The sequence below is a fragment of the Paenibacillus sp. J22P90 genome (assembly GCF_059692195.1).
Map to the genome: position 1 here is coordinate 93,391 of NZ_JCAUAY010000004.1, position 14,695 is coordinate 108,085.

General features: G+C 39.5%; 19 protein-coding genes. 6 read left to right on the forward strand and 13 right to left on the reverse strand.

Going from position 1 to position 14,695, the window contains the following annotated elements; translation table 11 throughout:
• Positions 1–39: 39 nt before the first annotated feature.
• Positions 40–582, forward strand: a complete 543-nt coding sequence (locus AC58UX_RS14610; RefSeq protein WP_497253834.1) for a hypothetical protein — start codon at positions 40–42, stop codon at positions 580–582.
• A 425-nt stretch (positions 583–1,007) separates the two neighbouring features.
• Here the strand turns inward: AC58UX_RS14610 and AC58UX_RS14615 are convergent, their stop codons facing one another.
• The 7 genes from AC58UX_RS14615 to AC58UX_RS14645 all read right to left on the reverse strand — a co-directional run bounded on the left by AC58UX_RS14615 (position 1,008) and on the right by AC58UX_RS14645 (position 6,272).
• Positions 1,008–1,808, reverse strand: a complete 801-nt coding sequence (locus AC58UX_RS14615) for a class I SAM-dependent methyltransferase (RefSeq protein WP_497253836.1) — start codon at positions 1,806–1,808, stop codon at positions 1,008–1,010.
• 349 nt (positions 1,809–2,157) lie between these two features.
• Complete coding sequence (locus AC58UX_RS14620) at positions 2,158–2,382, reverse strand: NUDIX hydrolase (RefSeq protein WP_497253838.1); 225 nt, start codon at positions 2,380–2,382, stop codon at positions 2,158–2,160.
• Positions 2,383–2,435: 53 nt separating this feature from the next.
• A complete protein-coding gene (locus AC58UX_RS14625; RefSeq protein ID WP_497253840.1) occupies positions 2,436–2,864 on the reverse strand; it encodes an NUDIX hydrolase in 429 nt (142 codons plus the stop codon).
• Positions 2,865–3,328: 464 nt separating this feature from the next.
• Positions 3,329–3,832, reverse strand: a complete 504-nt coding sequence (locus AC58UX_RS14630; protein WP_497253842.1) for a EutP/PduV family microcompartment system protein — start codon at positions 3,830–3,832, stop codon at positions 3,329–3,331.
• Positions 3,833–3,972: 140 nt separating this feature from the next.
• Positions 3,973–4,905, reverse strand: a complete 933-nt coding sequence (locus AC58UX_RS14635) for a DMT family transporter (protein ID WP_497253844.1) — start codon at positions 4,903–4,905, stop codon at positions 3,973–3,975.
• Between the two features lie 258 nt (positions 4,906–5,163).
• The gene (locus AC58UX_RS14640; RefSeq protein ID WP_497253846.1) at positions 5,164–5,346 is read right to left on the reverse strand and encodes a hypothetical protein; all 183 of its coding nucleotides are present in this window, start codon (positions 5,344–5,346) and stop codon (positions 5,164–5,166) included.
• 197 nt (positions 5,347–5,543) lie between these two features.
• Positions 5,544–6,272 carry a GNAT family N-acetyltransferase gene (locus AC58UX_RS14645; RefSeq protein ID WP_497253848.1) on the reverse strand — a complete coding sequence of 243 codons (729 nt, stop codon included), beginning with the start codon at positions 6,270–6,272 and terminating at the stop codon, positions 5,544–5,546.
• Between the two features lie 251 nt (positions 6,273–6,523).
• Between AC58UX_RS14645 and AC58UX_RS14650 the strand changes: the two genes are divergently transcribed.
• Positions 6,524–7,612 carry a Gfo/Idh/MocA family protein gene (locus AC58UX_RS14650; RefSeq protein WP_497253850.1) on the forward strand — a complete coding sequence of 363 codons (1,089 nt, stop codon included), beginning with the start codon at positions 6,524–6,526 and terminating at the stop codon, positions 7,610–7,612.
• 182 nt (positions 7,613–7,794) lie between these two features.
• Entirely contained in the window at positions 7,795–8,259 is a 465-nt protein-coding gene (locus AC58UX_RS14655; RefSeq protein WP_497253852.1) for a hypothetical protein, read from the forward strand.
• Positions 8,260–8,417: 158 nt separating this feature from the next.
• Here AC58UX_RS14655 and AC58UX_RS14660 read toward each other — a convergent pair whose 3' ends face one another.
• Positions 8,418–9,746, reverse strand: a complete 1,329-nt coding sequence (locus tag AC58UX_RS14660; RefSeq protein WP_497253854.1) for a sensor histidine kinase — start codon at positions 9,744–9,746, stop codon at positions 8,418–8,420.
• On the reverse strand, positions 9,746–10,429 hold the full coding sequence (locus AC58UX_RS14665) for a response regulator (protein WP_497253856.1): 684 nt from the start codon (positions 10,427–10,429) through the stop codon (positions 9,746–9,748). The genes AC58UX_RS14660 and AC58UX_RS14665 overlap by 1 nt, the downstream gene beginning before the upstream one ends.
• A 174-nt stretch (positions 10,430–10,603) precedes the next feature.
• Between AC58UX_RS14665 and AC58UX_RS14670 the strand changes: the two genes are divergently transcribed.
• On the forward strand, positions 10,604–11,146 hold the full coding sequence (locus AC58UX_RS14670) for a hypothetical protein (RefSeq protein ID WP_497253858.1): 543 nt from the start codon (positions 10,604–10,606) through the stop codon (positions 11,144–11,146).
• A 6-nt stretch (positions 11,147–11,152) separates the two neighbouring features.
• Entirely contained in the window at positions 11,153–11,545 is a 393-nt protein-coding gene (locus tag AC58UX_RS14675) for a hypothetical protein (RefSeq protein WP_497253860.1), read from the forward strand.
• A gap of 38 nt (positions 11,546–11,583) precedes the next feature.
• Here the strand turns inward: AC58UX_RS14675 and AC58UX_RS14680 are convergent, their stop codons facing one another.
• Positions 11,584–12,018, reverse strand: a complete 435-nt coding sequence (locus tag AC58UX_RS14680) for a hypothetical protein (protein WP_497253862.1) — start codon at positions 12,016–12,018, stop codon at positions 11,584–11,586.
• A 39-nt stretch (positions 12,019–12,057) separates the two neighbouring features.
• On the reverse strand, positions 12,058–12,771 hold the full coding sequence (locus AC58UX_RS14685) for a polysaccharide deacetylase family protein (protein ID WP_497253864.1): 714 nt from the start codon (positions 12,769–12,771) through the stop codon (positions 12,058–12,060).
• A 395-nt stretch (positions 12,772–13,166) separates the two neighbouring features.
• Between AC58UX_RS14685 and AC58UX_RS14690 the strand changes: the two genes are divergently transcribed.
• Positions 13,167–13,421: a hypothetical protein gene (locus AC58UX_RS14690; protein WP_497253866.1), complete on the forward strand. Its 255-nt coding sequence runs from the start codon at positions 13,167–13,169 to the stop codon at positions 13,419–13,421.
• A gap of 71 nt (positions 13,422–13,492) precedes the next feature.
• Here AC58UX_RS14690 and AC58UX_RS14695 read toward each other — a convergent pair whose 3' ends face one another.
• Positions 13,493–13,783 carry a hypothetical protein gene (locus AC58UX_RS14695; RefSeq protein WP_497253868.1) on the reverse strand — a complete coding sequence of 97 codons (291 nt, stop codon included), beginning with the start codon at positions 13,781–13,783 and terminating at the stop codon, positions 13,493–13,495.
• 183 nt (positions 13,784–13,966) lie between these two features.
• On the reverse strand, positions 13,967–14,677 hold the full coding sequence (locus AC58UX_RS14700) for a metallophosphoesterase family protein (protein WP_497253870.1): 711 nt from the start codon (positions 14,675–14,677) through the stop codon (positions 13,967–13,969).
• Positions 14,678–14,695 lie beyond the last annotated feature (18 nt).

Genomic DNA, 14,695 nt, shown 5'->3' on the forward strand with positions numbered 1-14,695 from the left:
GTAAAAATATAAAATCTTGTATAGGTCTTGAGGTCAGATATGTTGAATTTTGAACTTGTATTTTTACCAGAATCAGAGTGTAACATTGTAGACTATTTTACAGAAGGCGATGTTGATTATTCCTATTGGGGCAGATTAGATATTTTAATTGATGGGAAATCATTCTTTAGGAATTACACTTACAAAGTATTATCAACTCCTTTAATCCCCATGATTGAAGCTATTGCAAAAGCTCTTTCTTTTTTGAAGGAAGAACAAATGGCAATTATTGAGGAACACACGGGTCAAATCAACAAAACGATTGTTTGTGTTCTTGACGATAAAGGAGAAAACGTTATTATTGCACTTCGTGGGGAGTGGGATGAACCCCCCATTTGGTATGATGGGGAAAAAGTTACTTCTTCCAAAGAAATACCTTTATCTCCTTTTAACGTTATTAACCATGAGGACTTCGTTATTGGATGTATTGAAAGCATTAGAACTTTTCTTCAATCCCTTGTTGAAAAAAATCCACAGTTAAAAGAATTACCTCAATATAATATATGGTATAAAATGCTTTTGACTAAATTTGGTGCAGGTTAAAAACATCATCATTCGATGGTGCTTTTTTATGTTCATGTGAGCGTTGATGGTCAAAGGGGTGTCAATTTTTGTTGTATGAAGTGAACACTTCATTCCTATGAACTAGCGTTGCTCCATTAAACTGCCAGGATCGTTGAGCTGAGCGAATAGAAACGAAAAACAAGCGATAGATCTCGGTTCATCGCTTGTTTTCGTTCTCAGTTAACACAATAAGAAGTTGAAGATATCACTTCCAACTTATTATGGACTAATAGAACTGATTCGCTTCCATGACCCTGAAATGTCCTCATATTCGCACTTAACAATGAAATGTGAGTGAGAAAGAAAAGCAACACGAAACTTCCGTAAATGAAAGCTTTTTCATTTGGTTTGATTGCTGCTTGATCACACCAAAGGGGATAGGAGGACGCACTTTGATGTTTTCATCATCTCTTTGTGGCCTGCAACGAGAACGTAAGTGGAATATGGTTGGCGGGGTCGCTCCATCGCCACCATCCATCCACGCCCTTCGCCATGAACGAGAAACGTTGGTTGCCGCCATGGGAGAATTCATGGAGATAGTCCAATTGCAAACCAGCAGCAATCAGAGCATTCAGAATATCGCTGAAACTGAAGCTCCAGACATATTCAACACTTCGCTGATTGGCTGCTGGATCAGAATAAGGCAGTAGACCTTCGATCTGAATTGGTTCCTTTGTATGAAAGTAAGGATAGCGTGTCTTCAAATCCGTCATATCAGCACCATCATCAAAGACATTGAGAAAAGGATGCTCCTCCTGCAGGTACAAGATGCCACCTGGTTTGAGAAAATGCGCGATGATCTTCGCCCACTGACCCAGATCGGAGAGCCAAAACAAGACACCCCCTGTCGTATAGATAATATCGAATTTATCTTCGAGTACCTGAGGCAACTTATATATATCCGTGCATATAAAACGCGCGTCTAAACCTGTTTCTTGAGTTAAACGCTCTGCGAGCGCGATTGCATCCTCGGAGAAATCTACCCCGGTAACGTGAGCACCAAGACGAGCCCAGGAGAGCGTATCCAAACCAAAATGGCATTGGAGGTGCAGCATCGACTTACCCGCTACATCGTTCAGTTCCTGGAGTTCAATCGGATTCAGAGTGGATTTGCCTGCTTTGAACCCATTGATATCGTTTCTGGCTGCGTTGACTGCGGTACGGGCGTTCCAATGCACGCGGTTACTTTTCGTATAATCAGTCATGGTCTATTCACCTCGTCTCTTAGAATGGACTTACATATAAACCATGCTTCGGCAAGTAATCCTCCTCCCTTTGCAGTCTTTTGTTTTGACCAGAATCCATTATGCATTACCAATTATATGTTTCTACGTATTGGAACTATCCTACCCTTTACTTGAATGAAAAAAGAGGAGCTGCCGCGATACAGTCTCCTCCACTATAGTTACCCGGTAGTTGAATACAGTGCGATTTAAAAAATAAATTTTGAATATGGTTTTATTCTACGGGTTATGTAATATTCAATTAAAAAATCTCGAAGAGTCTGCGGAAACGTAAAATCATTCGTTACTTCGTCTTGCTGTAAAGACTCAATTACTGTTGATATATCAATCCATTCAAATCCAATCTGTGCAACATCATTCTGTAAATGTGTGATCTTGTCTTCTGTTCCCGTAGAATTGTATCTTCAATTGTCTCGCCAGATTCTTGCCCGCCGCCGGGTAATGTATAATAAACACCTACATTATCAAGATTTTTCTTAATAAACAGTAGCTTATTATCGTATTCAATAATTGCTTTAGCGATATTCCTAACCAAAAGCTCCATCTCCTGTTACTTATGCCACTCAACTAGCGTTAGCCGGTAGTTCACTATTCAATCCACTGTCTTGGTCCCACAGTATGGAAAAGATGCTGTCTTTCATGATTTAATACATCCTCAATACGCTTACAAGTGAAATCACTAATCGGTTTAGGAAGTTCATTTCTTGAGAAGAATCTGCATTCTAAAATTTCAGGCGAGCTTGGGAGAGGTATTTGATTAGTATCGTTATTCGCAATGAAAACAAAATGATGCATGTCATAGTTCGGATCGTAGTAAATACCAGTTAATTGCCCAATACCAACTTCTAGCCCTACTTCTTCGTGAACTTCTCTTTTTGCAGTTTCCTCCGCTGACTCATTCTCCTCAGCTTTTCCTCCAGGCAGATCCCAATTATTTTTGCCATAGCTATGTTTTACCAATAATACTCTACCCTCAGAATCCAAAATAACTGCTGCTGCACCAATTAACTTAGGCAAGTGATGCCCCCTTATGATTATTGATTGACTACTTAATTATAGACGGAAATAAGTGGAAATAGTTTTAAGTTCACCACGCTAATCTGTCCGATACTTCAATGAAACAAGGGACAGCTGCCGGCTGCGGCGATCTGTCCCTTGTTTTGCACTTATAGTTCACCTTTAGGTTAAAAGTCGCAATCTTAAAATCATCAAGTCTTCATCGAAATACTGTTCGTGGTTTAGTTTTTTCTTGCTCATACGTTGATCCAAATGCATCGGGGTCATTTTTTAATGCACGCAATCTTACTTCTCTATACACTTGGGCATCACAGTCATTCAACAGACGTATGTTCATTAGTCACTCCCGATCATTTATCAAATTGTTCGAAATAAAACTTGCAGATTGAAGTAAACTGCCAGTTAGTATGGAAACGGCGGTCGATCACTTTGGCCCGCTGCCATCGCGGAACTATCGTTATCTTTTAGCTTATTATTCTTTTAGTCAAATCCAGATAGTTATTATTTCTTAACCTGATCACTTTCTCATTGTGTATTCTCAACTTTGCTTCAAAACTGACTCTATTTTGTTCGAAATCCCTAGTCCATTTGTACATCATCTTCAACATCATAATATCTGGCTTATAGTGGCACTTTTCAAAACCAAGTTTTTGCTTAAGAAATCGTGTTAGGATTCTGATCCTTCGCTTCCATAATGGAGTATCAAGAAATATGATTGTATCTGCCATTTGATACAATATCTGATAGGAGTCTCTATCTGTTCCTTCAAATATCCATGCTCCGTTTTTATCGATTTCATTTATAACTTCGATTTGTTCTTCCGCAGAACGTTTATATCTTCCCGAAGGTGTTTTATGGTGTACTATGGAGTCAAGTTCGTAATAGGAAACACTGATTTCCTTAGACAAGCGTTTAGCCAATGTCGTCTTACCACTAGCAACAATTCCAATAATAAGGATCTTTTTCATTCCTGTCTTAGCTCCTTGGATCGGCCATATTTAACTATCTATAGTACCCATGGAAAAGTAATGTACTAGATCACACAGAAAACGGGATCTGCAGTTGCTGATCCCATCTCACTTCACCAATTGATACTGGTTCGCACTCATTAAGTAATTTTCGGTCCAGTCGTATTGGCTTTCACTGCAGGTTTCCGCTTCTCAAAGCTAATCCACACCAAACCTGTAGCCATGAACAAGGCGCCAAACAGTTGCGAGCCTGAAATTCCCTCGCCGAACCAGAAATAACCCGTAATCACAGCAGATGCTGGTACGACGTATCGAAAGAAATTCGCTCGTGTCACCCCGATCTTGAACATGCATGCATTCCATACGATGAACGCTAACACGGTGCTGATCAGTACGTTATAAAGGATGGCAATATAGCTAACTGTTCCAAGATCTCCCCAGGAAACCTCGCCCCAAGAGCCAATTGTAAATGGGAACATAAACAAACTGCCGAACAGGATAAACCAAGTGCTCACACGCAGGGCAGAATACCGCTTCATCAAAGGCATGCAGACAACGTTAAACAGCGCCCCCACTATGCTGACTCCGAACGCCAGCATATTACCGATCATATTGTCCGAACCGAGGTTGAACCCTTCATTACCTCCGAGAATGATGAGGCAGACACCGATAATTGCGGCGACGCCGCCTACAACAAGCCGTAATGATATCGCTTCACGCATGAACAATGGGGCGAACAAAGCCGCAAAAATCGGCCACGGTGCAACATTAAGTAGCGAAGAATTAGCTAGCGTTGTGTATTTAATTGAATACATAACGCCAATCTCCAAAACCGTTATCCCAATTAGACCGATCAGCGCCAGTTGCACTCCTGTCTTTAAAGGAATGCCTACGTTTCCCTCCTTCAATCTAAGCAATAGGAAAAAGATGGGCACCGACAGGCCGAAGCGCAGAAATGTGAACAAGATTGGATCGAACGTTTCCATCGCATATCGGGATACCCCGAAGTTCGCACCCCAAATAGCGGCGACGATTACTAACCCTGCATAACTAAACCATTTTTTGTAAACCATGTCCCCATCCTATCTAAATCTATTCGTTATTCATGGAAAAATACTGCAAGCCTTCATTGATACTAGCTTTCATTATAACAGGAATTAGAAAAAGCTCCGAACATGTCCTGATTGTTGAAACCAGAAACTTTTGATGCCCTTCACAAATTTGCCCCTACGTTAGTAAAATGCGTTGCTCCCAGATTAATGAATACTATTATAAATGCTTTTAAATTCTTGAACAAAATCAATCGGCGGTATCACCTTCTATACCTTCTTTCATTCATTATTTAAGTAGTTGCATAATTTTTTCAATCGAAAATTTCGGCGACCACCTGACGGAAGACCTCCTGCTGACCGCATTCCAGGTAATTGTCCAGCAGCGCCCTCTTTCAGAAGCACATCCTCCTCCGATCCGTCCGGCTCGGAAAAAAGCACGAACGAGACGGGAATCCGCGTCACCTGAGGGTTCTCCCGAACCTACACCCCCTTCCATATAAAATTCCACTTATTTCCACGATATCCTGCCCGTCAATACAATGAAAAGAGAGCAGCTGCCGGCCGCGGCGATCTGCTCTCTGGTTATTCAACTAACGTTCTCCATTAGTACTAGTATAACTAACCAATTAATATAATCACGACTAAAACCAATTTAAGAATCACTCAAGAATCCTTATAGCCAAAGTACATGCTAATTTATCAAATCCCAGCGATTTAGCAATAGCTACTGACGAACTATTCGACATTAAAGTTTGATAATGCATTATGAAACCACCTTCTAACCCTTTCCTAGTTAAAGCACTCACAACAGCTTTCGCGTGTCCTTTACCTCGATAATCTGGGTGACTTAAAATACCTATACTAAGAAAACCAGATTCCTCTATTATCCAAGAACCAGCTGCTACAATTCTTTCATCAGATATGATTGCTAGGATTGGTTGCCGATTGATTTCTATGGAGCTATGCTCCCACTCTGTTTCAGAGCAAGATTTACGTAAATCATTAAGTAGAGATCGTTGATTTGAAGTTACAAGTTCTTCAACTTCAGGGGAAGATATTTCAAGAAATGAAGTCCTATCAATATATCCCTGAAATGCAGGACCAATAACCTTGTATTTACCTATATCAATAGACTGTACAATAAAATTCGCATCAAAAGTTTCCATTGGATGTCTACCACTGATGGCCCTTTTTATTGATGAGGTATACTTAGTGGGAGACGATATAATGCATGTCGTTCCATTAAAAAAGCAATAAATACCATTATATCCTTTCAAAGCCTTGGAGTGTTCACGAACAATAACGTTCGGAATAGTCATTGATGAAATATCACAATCGAATCGTTCTGACCAATCCTTATTTACTTTTAATCTGGTTTCTTCTTCCAACTAACACACGCCCCTTTGGTTGAACAACGAAATGATAGTCGCGGTCGAAGCCCATCCATAAATTGTATTATTTATACATACGCAATGAAGTGTTCATAATTGCACAATTAAACAAATCTGCCCCATAGCAATCCTAGATTTCAGAATAACGGTGATTAAAATTATGAATCAGTTATACTGATACTATAGCCTTGACTATTAAATTTGTATTTGATAAAACGAAGCTACGACTGAAGGAGGCTGTGTAATTGATGGGGAAACCAATAAGATTCAGCATTATAGGCGGTGCAGGCTTTCGCGCACAGTATTTTCTAAGAATTGCACAGGCGCTACCAGAGCAATTTTGTGTGAGTGGAATGGTCATTCGCGACGAATCCAAAGGTAAGGAAATGGAAAACTTATGGCGAGTGACCACTTATCGAACACTGGATCAGCTCTTGCAGAATGAACAACAGGACTTTGTTGTACTATCTATTAATGCGTCGGCTGCAGTCGATTATATGTTGCAGTTGGCGGAACGAGGAATACCCGTACTTACAGAGACACCTCCTGCACCTAATTTAGATGGTTTACTTCTGATACATGAAAAACTTACTCGACAAGGCGCGCGAATTCAAGTTGCGGAACAATATCAATTCCATCCGATACAAGAAGCCCGACATAAGATTATTATGTCAGGACAGTTAGGCAATGTTAATCAAGTGACAGTATCAATTTCTCAGTACTATCATGCTGTAAGTTTAATTCGGAAAATGCTAGGTGTGCGCTTTGAAGAAGTCAGAATTAAGGGAATGAGATTTGAATCAGATTGGGTCGCTGGGCCGAACCGAAGTGGTCCGCCAACCGAAGATAAATTAATCAAATCTGAAAGAGATATAGCTTGGTTGGATTTTGGTGGAAAACTGGGGATTTACGATTTCACCAAGGATCAACATCGTTCATGGACCCGCTCAAATCATCTATGTATTAGGGGGGAACGTGGGGAAATATTTGATAATCGGATTAGCATCCAAGATCCTTCTTGCACACAGATTCAAATGGAATTAAAGCGCATCAATAAAGGTGAGTATGAGAACGCAGAAGGCTATTTCCTTAAAGGAATTATGGCGGGAGAACAATGGGTTTATGAAAACCCCTACATACTTGCTAGGTTGTATGACGATGAAATCGCTATTGCAGTCTGTTTGAAGAAGATGGCGGTTTATGCCGAGGGAGGACCCGGATTTTATGGTCTTCCAGAGGCTTCTCAGGATCACTATATCGGCATGCTGATTGAACAGGCTATTAGAACCGGGGAGACAGTAGTTTCGTTTCGACAACCATGGGCTGATAACGAATGAATAGTAATGGCACCCCATTCGGGTGCCATATTTTTCGTAGTCAGAGTCATACGGTGAGCCTCTTAGGGAAATTCTTTAATCCAAATTGTGTACCCGCCTTTGTTCCAGTTTACAGCTAAGTACATAACGTAATATTAGTGTTTATTAAAAAGCGCACTGTAAGCTAAGGGAGGAAATATGCTATGACTGTAAATCCAAGATTCCCCGGATGCCCGCTTCCACAAAACATATTATTACGCACAAGACTTCAACAGTTTATTGGCCGAGATGTTTTTGTAGTTGCAAGAACGCCTGGTACGAATCATGGTAATGGAACAATCATAAGGGTTGGGAATGATTTTGTTACTATAGACTTTATAAGAGCAATAGAGCCAGGTGTAAAAACAATAAAGTTTTCTGAGTTAATCCAGCTTAATGTTGGGGGATTGACGCGCGTACCTCAAAATTTAACACTAATCGAAAAATTAACAGGTCCTCCCTTCCCGTTTGGATATGTATTTGGCGTAGAATTCGAATTATTTCTGGTGCGCATTGGAAAGGATTATGCTGAGTTAATTGTTAACGATACGTTTGCAAGTGTAATTAACCGAGTGATTATAACTCGCCACTCCATTAAAAGCCTGATTTGTGAAGAACACGAAGAGTAAGCTTTAACCGCTCATTGTATATTGTTCAGATTAAGTTTGCTTTTTATGAAACATAACCCACCAATTATTGGTGGGTTTTATTGTGTTTTTTAACTATCGATATCCGTAGTTCAACAATCAACACCGTTATATCCAGCTCAACGTAGATGCACTTTCCATCAATAAGGCAGTTTAATAATAAATCGCGTTACCTCATTTAGCGTACTTTCAACTTCAATTGTCCCCTGGTGCGAGAGGACAAATTGTTTGACTATCGCCAGACCCAAGCCTGTCCCCCCACTATCTCTTGTACGCGCTTCATCGGTGCGATAAAAACGATCAAAAAGGTGAGGTACATGTTCAGGAGCAATTCCAACACCGGAATCTTGTACGATCATTGTAAGATGTTGATCGGTATCATTACGAATTTGGATATAAATTGTTCCTTGACAGGATGAATAGCGAATAGCATTCGAAAGTAAATTAATAAGCACCTGTTTCATCCGATTTGGGTCCACAGTGATGATTGTTCGCTCAGTTGCTACTTTCAATTGAATCGAAACATCTTTTTCTTCCGCTAGAGGCTCCATGTCTGAGATGAGTGATTCGGCTAAACCGGCCATATCCGTAGCTGTTTTATTTAATTTTAATTTTCCTGATTCAGCTAATGACAAGGTTCTTAAATCCTCAACGAGATGATTCAGACGAATTAGTTCATCCTGCAGAGGAAGCAACATCTCGGGCGGTACCGGTTGCCCCTTTTGCTGTAATTCATCCATCTTTCCTCCAACTATGGTAAGAGGTGTTCTCAGTTCATGGGCGATGTCCGCTGTAAGATTCCTCCGTACATCTTCTGCTTTCTCTAGTCTTGTTGACATCAGATTGAAGGCATCTGCAATCTTTCCATATTCATCATTGGCGATAACTTCAGCCTGTACACCAAGTTCACCATTGCCTACTTGTTCGATCACCGGGAGAAGCTCCTTCAGCGGAGAGGCCAGCCACTTGGATAATTGATAAGCAATAATAAGGGAAATGAGAATCAGCAGTGCTCCGCTGCCAATTAAAATAATCACAACGGAAATTGGAATACCAATCATGATCTTATTGGATTTAGCTACCTCAGGGTCATAATAATACAATTGACCAACTGTAATTTCATTTACAGTGATTTTTTGACCGACCCCTAAACGAGTTATCAATTTCAAGGGGGCCTCTCCCTGATGACTCAGGACTTGATTATGGTTATCCAATATGAGAATGCTTGGGCTTTCACGGTTCACTTGATGTAAGAAATCCCTTTTATCGATCCCGGCAAACGATTGATCGTTTGAATGATAATAATTCGTAATCTCGGACAAAAGTAAAGTAACTTCGTTCCTCCTCGCATCTTGGATACCCACTTCAATAGACTTCTTCACGATATAGTGTGTAAGCGTAATAAATACGATACTTATACCCACAATAGTTAAAGACATCGTTAAGAATATCTTTTTATGAAACCTCATTATTGGCCTCCGAAGCGATAGCCGAAGCCATATACGGTTTGGATGTAGGTTGGATTCGAAATATCGTCATCGATCTTCTTTCGTAAACGGCTAATATGCGCATCTACCGTTCGCTCAACGTTTATAAAATCGTCATCCAGAGCTGCTTTTAATAGCTGAAGACGGCTATAGACAATGCCTGGTTTAACCGCGAGTGTTAATAGTAGCTTGAATTCGGTAGGAGTCATACTTATCTCTACGCCATTCTTCCAGACACGGCATTGCACAGTAGAAATGTTTAATTCCCCTCTCACCAAATCCTCCTCGGCAGGAGCACTATGATCTAATCTCCGCAAGACTGAATGTATTCGCGCAAGCAGCTCTCTAAGAGAGAACGGCTTGGTAATATAATCATCCGCCCCTACTTCCAAACCGATAATCTTGTCCATTTCATCAGACTTGGCAGTGACCATAATGATGCCGACCCGGCTTTTTTTTCGTAATTCGCGGCATACATCCAGGCCGCTCATATTCGGCATCATCCAATCCAGCACTACTAATGCAGGATTCACTTCATTCACCTTCGCCAGAGCTTCCGTTCCCGTTCGAGCTGTGACAATATGGAATCCTTCATTTTTCAGGAAAGAACTCATAAACTCTAAAACTTTTTCTTCATCATCTACAATTAATAGTGTTTCAGCCATCAGGATCCCTCTCTTTATATAGCTCTCCCCTCTCATTATATACGAGGATTCTCACGTTCGAATAAATCGTATAAAAAGTGCAAACAATTGCAACAAGTTCACAACATTTCTTTGTTAAAGTTTAATTCGAAGCACAAGACTATCCGAAGATAACGAATTGGGGGAAGTTGTTACATGGCTTACAAACTTAGTCAGAAGAAAAAAAGCTTACTCGTCTCATTACACGTTGTGTCGATTGCATCGTGGATTGGCGGAACATTTGGCATGCTGCTGTTAGGCATTTACTTGCATGGTGCGGAAAATGGTGACCAGTTAGCATATACGCTAGCCAGTATGGAAGTCATTGACGAGAATCTGCTCAAGTATCCGGCATTGCTGAGCTTGTTGACAGGCATCCTGTTGTCCGTGTGGACGCAATGGGGACTGGTCAAGCATTACTGGGTACTCATAAAACTTGTTGTCACTATTATGATAATCATGATTGGCATCCTGTTCCTGGACAATTGGACAGCATCACTCGGGGATATGATTCATGAGATGGGGTTTGCTACCTTGCAGGACCCTACATTCGAGAAGAGATGGACGTCCATCATCATCGTGTCTAGTTTTAATTTATTATGTCTTATTCTGATGGTTTTCATTACTTACCTCAAACCATTTGGGAAGATAAAAAAGGGTCAGGTTGCCTCCACAACAAAATCACAAGAAAGGAAATGATCTTCAATGAAAACAAAAAATATAGTAAAAGAAAACTGGCCTCTTATCCTAGGACTAGGGGCTCTAGCATTGGTAAGACCCATCATGAAAATGACGGGAGTAATGGACATCATTGGGCAGCAATTCGGAAGCATTCTAATGACGGTCCTTATTTCCTTGGCTTGGCTTGTGATCGTCCTAATGAAAAAAATGGCTAATCCTGTTGCCATTCTTGTAGGTGCAGCCTTGAGTTACGCATGCTTCGCCATAATACTCAGCAGTATCTTTTCTCCTATTTTAGACGGGAAATTACAAGGACCTTTAACTAATCCGTTTGCCCTCGTAAGTGTCTTTATTACCAATGCGGTCTGGGGCTTCATTGTTGGTGGCATTGCTAAATTACTTAATCGTAAAGGATAACTACAATTCGAATATAAGAGAGAAAATTGAACTATAGTTTAACTCAATACAAAAATATCATTTGGATCCAAATGTTTGGTCAACTTGTCTAACTCTGAGGAAGGGAACCAGTCATTTTCTGCAGGGGGTCCAAATTTTAAAGTATGTATGACCGAATTTGAAGATAAAAAGATGTTATGATGAATTAACGGCTTGAATGTCACACTTTCTCCTTCCCTTAATAAGCACAAATGTAGTTCAGCCTCTTTTCTTTCTGCATACACGATCCATCCTGTTTGAACAACATAAAACTCAGATACTAGTTTATGATAGTGGCTATTCTGCCAAGCTCCCCTCTCTGCAGCTACTGTCCGACAATACGAGCTTCCATCCACTGAACAATTCAATCTAAATCTTCGCTCCCCATTTTCCATAACGTCAAACTTAGTTTCGACACCAAAAGAACGTGCTTCTTCTGCAGAAATTCGTTGCATAAGCATCCCCCAAAAAATACTGTTTTTAACTACTATAGATCATCCCACCGAAGATAGCTTCAAATACTGATAAACTTCACCATTCGTCATATAACTTATATCCTTACGGCCACTTATGATCTTACAAAAATACTCAAAACTATCCCAACTATTATATTTATCAAATTCAAAGCTATGGCCCCATAAATAAAACAACATATCTTCTTGAGCTTCTGCTTCTACAAATTTTTCAGCAAGATGTATCAATTGTTCATCATTTTGATGGCAGGTTGGCTGCCATTCCATGAATTTACTTGGCAATTTAAAAGTGTAGTGAGAATTAATATTTCGAGCGTAACGGATAGGCGTATTTTGTAGGATTGTTTCAATGGTAAATTCATTATAGTAAGGACCTCCGGGATAGGCCATACCTATAATAGCTTTACCTGAAAGTTCCGTTAAACTTTTATAATCTTGATTAACTTCTTCAATAATCTTCTCTCTCGAGCAATGAAGTAAATTTGGATGGGTTACAGTATGGACCGCAATCTCATGATTTTTATATAATTCTTTTACTTCGGATGCTTGAACTTCATCGTGACATACTTCAATGCCTTGGTGCACAATCGTATGAACTTGTCCAAATAATCCAGAGTTCAAATTAAAGGTACATTTCAAATTATATGTATCTATTAGATTAATAAAACGTCGATCCTGAATCGTTCCGTCATCAAAGCTCATCGTAAACATTTTTTTAGCTAATTTTTCACCCAATTCACATAGCCTCCCATACTTTCAAAAGAATGAATACTCTTTATTTTGTTGAAAATGACAGCGTTAACCTGCCGTTATGTGAGAAAAATTTTCCCATACTAGTTTCCAATTATAACCTATACCCTGAACTTTGTAATCGCAGCAATCTGTTCCTCGGTTATTATTTATAACCAGCATCCAAGTAACATGATAAGTTGTTTGTATTTTGAACCTTTTTAAAATAAAAATAACCTTTTTTCAAGAGTAAATCGTCTTTATTCCACAGGCAATTTAATTTGGAGAAGGGATAATTACAATGAATAAAACAAAAATGAACTGAAACAGGAAAGTTTAAAGAATTTAAAAAAGGTACAATGAAAGCTTAATCTAAATTTGATTATCCCAGGAGTTTAATGATGAAGAAAATTCTGTGGCGGTTGCTTGTATTAATGGCTATATGTTCGGTGGGGATTGTTATCCTACAAAGAGAAGCAAAGCAGAAAGTGTACTCTCATTTGGGGGCGGGGAAATATGAAATTAAAAACGCTAGATTGGTGTTTACTGAGGATGGTTTTCATTGGAGAGTTACAGTAATCGAATCAAGAATAAACGAACAATTAGAATTTAATGAGGATGTTACGTTTTTTGCTAATGACTTTATAGGGTACTAAAAAAATCCTCAAATAATGTATTAATAACTTTCAAGCACAATCCAATCGGTTTGTGCTAATAATGGATTGTTTTACTTAAATGTTTTAATTTTAATTATTCGCTTTCTTTTCAATATTGTATTGCGAATTGTTTCAATATTTTTAAAACATATATAAAGAAAGAGATTGTTATGTATGACAGCCATTTTATAAGTAGGATACCTTGCATGAATCAATGATTTATGGAGTTCATCTAATTCTCCTTTATCATTCATTAATAAAAAAGTATCTTCGTTTTCTTTCACAATCTCATAGATTTTATATGCAGTGAAAATATTTAAATCACTATAGTGTACATCTTGGGCTGGAGTCACATAAGACAAGAATCTGCACATCCTTTCTTTTTTGGTGCAAAGTGGGACACTTAGACGAACTTAATTGCGATGTAATATTCACCTTACTAAAATAGCATAAATACCCAAAAATGTGTATTAGTTTTAGGCATAAAAATAAAAAAATGAAAAAGGCAGCTGATCAATGTCAGCCGCCAATTTCATCACAATCACTTACCTTACGCAATACACCACTTGACTCGGCAATTCCAAACAATTCAATTGTCCCCCATAGACAGCGCCACCATCTATACCGATGATGCGATTCACACCAAAATAGACATTGTAGTTGTCATCGTCGCCATACAGTGTATCAGTGGAAGAATGGCCGAAGATCACAATTTTTTCACCGGTATATCCTGTATGAAATTCGCCCCGAATCCACATCAGTGTAAAAGGATCCGTTTCGGACACAGGCGTACCTGGCTGCACTCCGGCATGGACAAAGATATATTCATCCGTTTCAATGTAGTGCTCCAATTCCGATATGAATGCCAAATGCTTTGATAAAACTTCCGAGTGCAGTGTTGGTTTTATAAACGACTCTGCGTTCTCATCAACAGCAAAATCGTCTTCGGTAAACCCATAGCTTTTCAAAGTCGTATTGCCGCCATTGATTTGTGCCCAGCGTTTCCAAGCGCGTTCATCCTGCGTCGTCAAGGCTTTGATCATTAAATCCTCGTGGTTACCTTTTAACACGCGTGCTCCTGCATCTTTTAATGCCATAACTTTCTCAATAACACCCTTGGCGTCTGGCCCGCGATCCACGTAATCGCCTAGTAAGATCAGTTGATCGTGTTCGGAATCGTAGTGCGCAGCTGTAAGTAAAGCTTCGAATTTCTCAAGTTCGCCATGAATATCGCTAATTACTAGTATTCTTTTCATCTGTATCCCCTTGATGTC

Coding starts and splice junctions, on each gene's coding strand:
- AC58UX_RS14610 (WP_497253834.1), top strand. CDS start 40: ATGTTGAATTTTGAACTTGTATTTTTACCAGAATCAGAGTGTAACATT.
- AC58UX_RS14615 (WP_497253836.1), bottom strand. CDS start 1,808: ATGACTGATTATACGAAAAGTAACCGCGTGCATTGGAACGCCCGTACC.
- AC58UX_RS14630 (WP_497253842.1), bottom strand. CDS start 3,832: ATGAAAAAGATCCTTATTATTGGAATTGTTGCTAGTGGTAAGACGACA.
- AC58UX_RS14635 (WP_497253844.1), bottom strand. CDS start 4,905: ATGGTTTACAAAAAATGGTTTAGTTATGCAGGGTTAGTAATCGTCGCC.
- AC58UX_RS14650 (WP_497253850.1), top strand. CDS start 6,524: ATGGGGAAACCAATAAGATTCAGCATTATAGGCGGTGCAGGCTTTCGC.
- AC58UX_RS14655 (WP_497253852.1), top strand. CDS start 7,795: ATGACTGTAAATCCAAGATTCCCCGGATGCCCGCTTCCACAAAACATA.
- AC58UX_RS14660 (WP_497253854.1), bottom strand. CDS start 9,746: ATGAGGTTTCATAAAAAGATATTCTTAACGATGTCTTTAACTATTGTG.
- AC58UX_RS14665 (WP_497253856.1), bottom strand. CDS start 10,429: ATGGCTGAAACACTATTAATTGTAGATGATGAAGAAAAAGTTTTAGAG.
- AC58UX_RS14670 (WP_497253858.1), top strand. CDS start 10,604: ATGGCTTACAAACTTAGTCAGAAGAAAAAAAGCTTACTCGTCTCATTA.
- AC58UX_RS14675 (WP_497253860.1), top strand. CDS start 11,153: ATGAAAACAAAAAATATAGTAAAAGAAAACTGGCCTCTTATCCTAGGA.
- AC58UX_RS14680 (WP_497253862.1), bottom strand. CDS start 12,018: ATGCAACGAATTTCTGCAGAAGAAGCACGTTCTTTTGGTGTCGAAACT.
- AC58UX_RS14690 (WP_497253866.1), top strand. CDS start 13,167: ATGAAGAAAATTCTGTGGCGGTTGCTTGTATTAATGGCTATATGTTCG.
- AC58UX_RS14700 (WP_497253870.1), bottom strand. CDS start 14,677: ATGAAAAGAATACTAGTAATTAGCGATATTCATGGCGAACTTGAGAAA.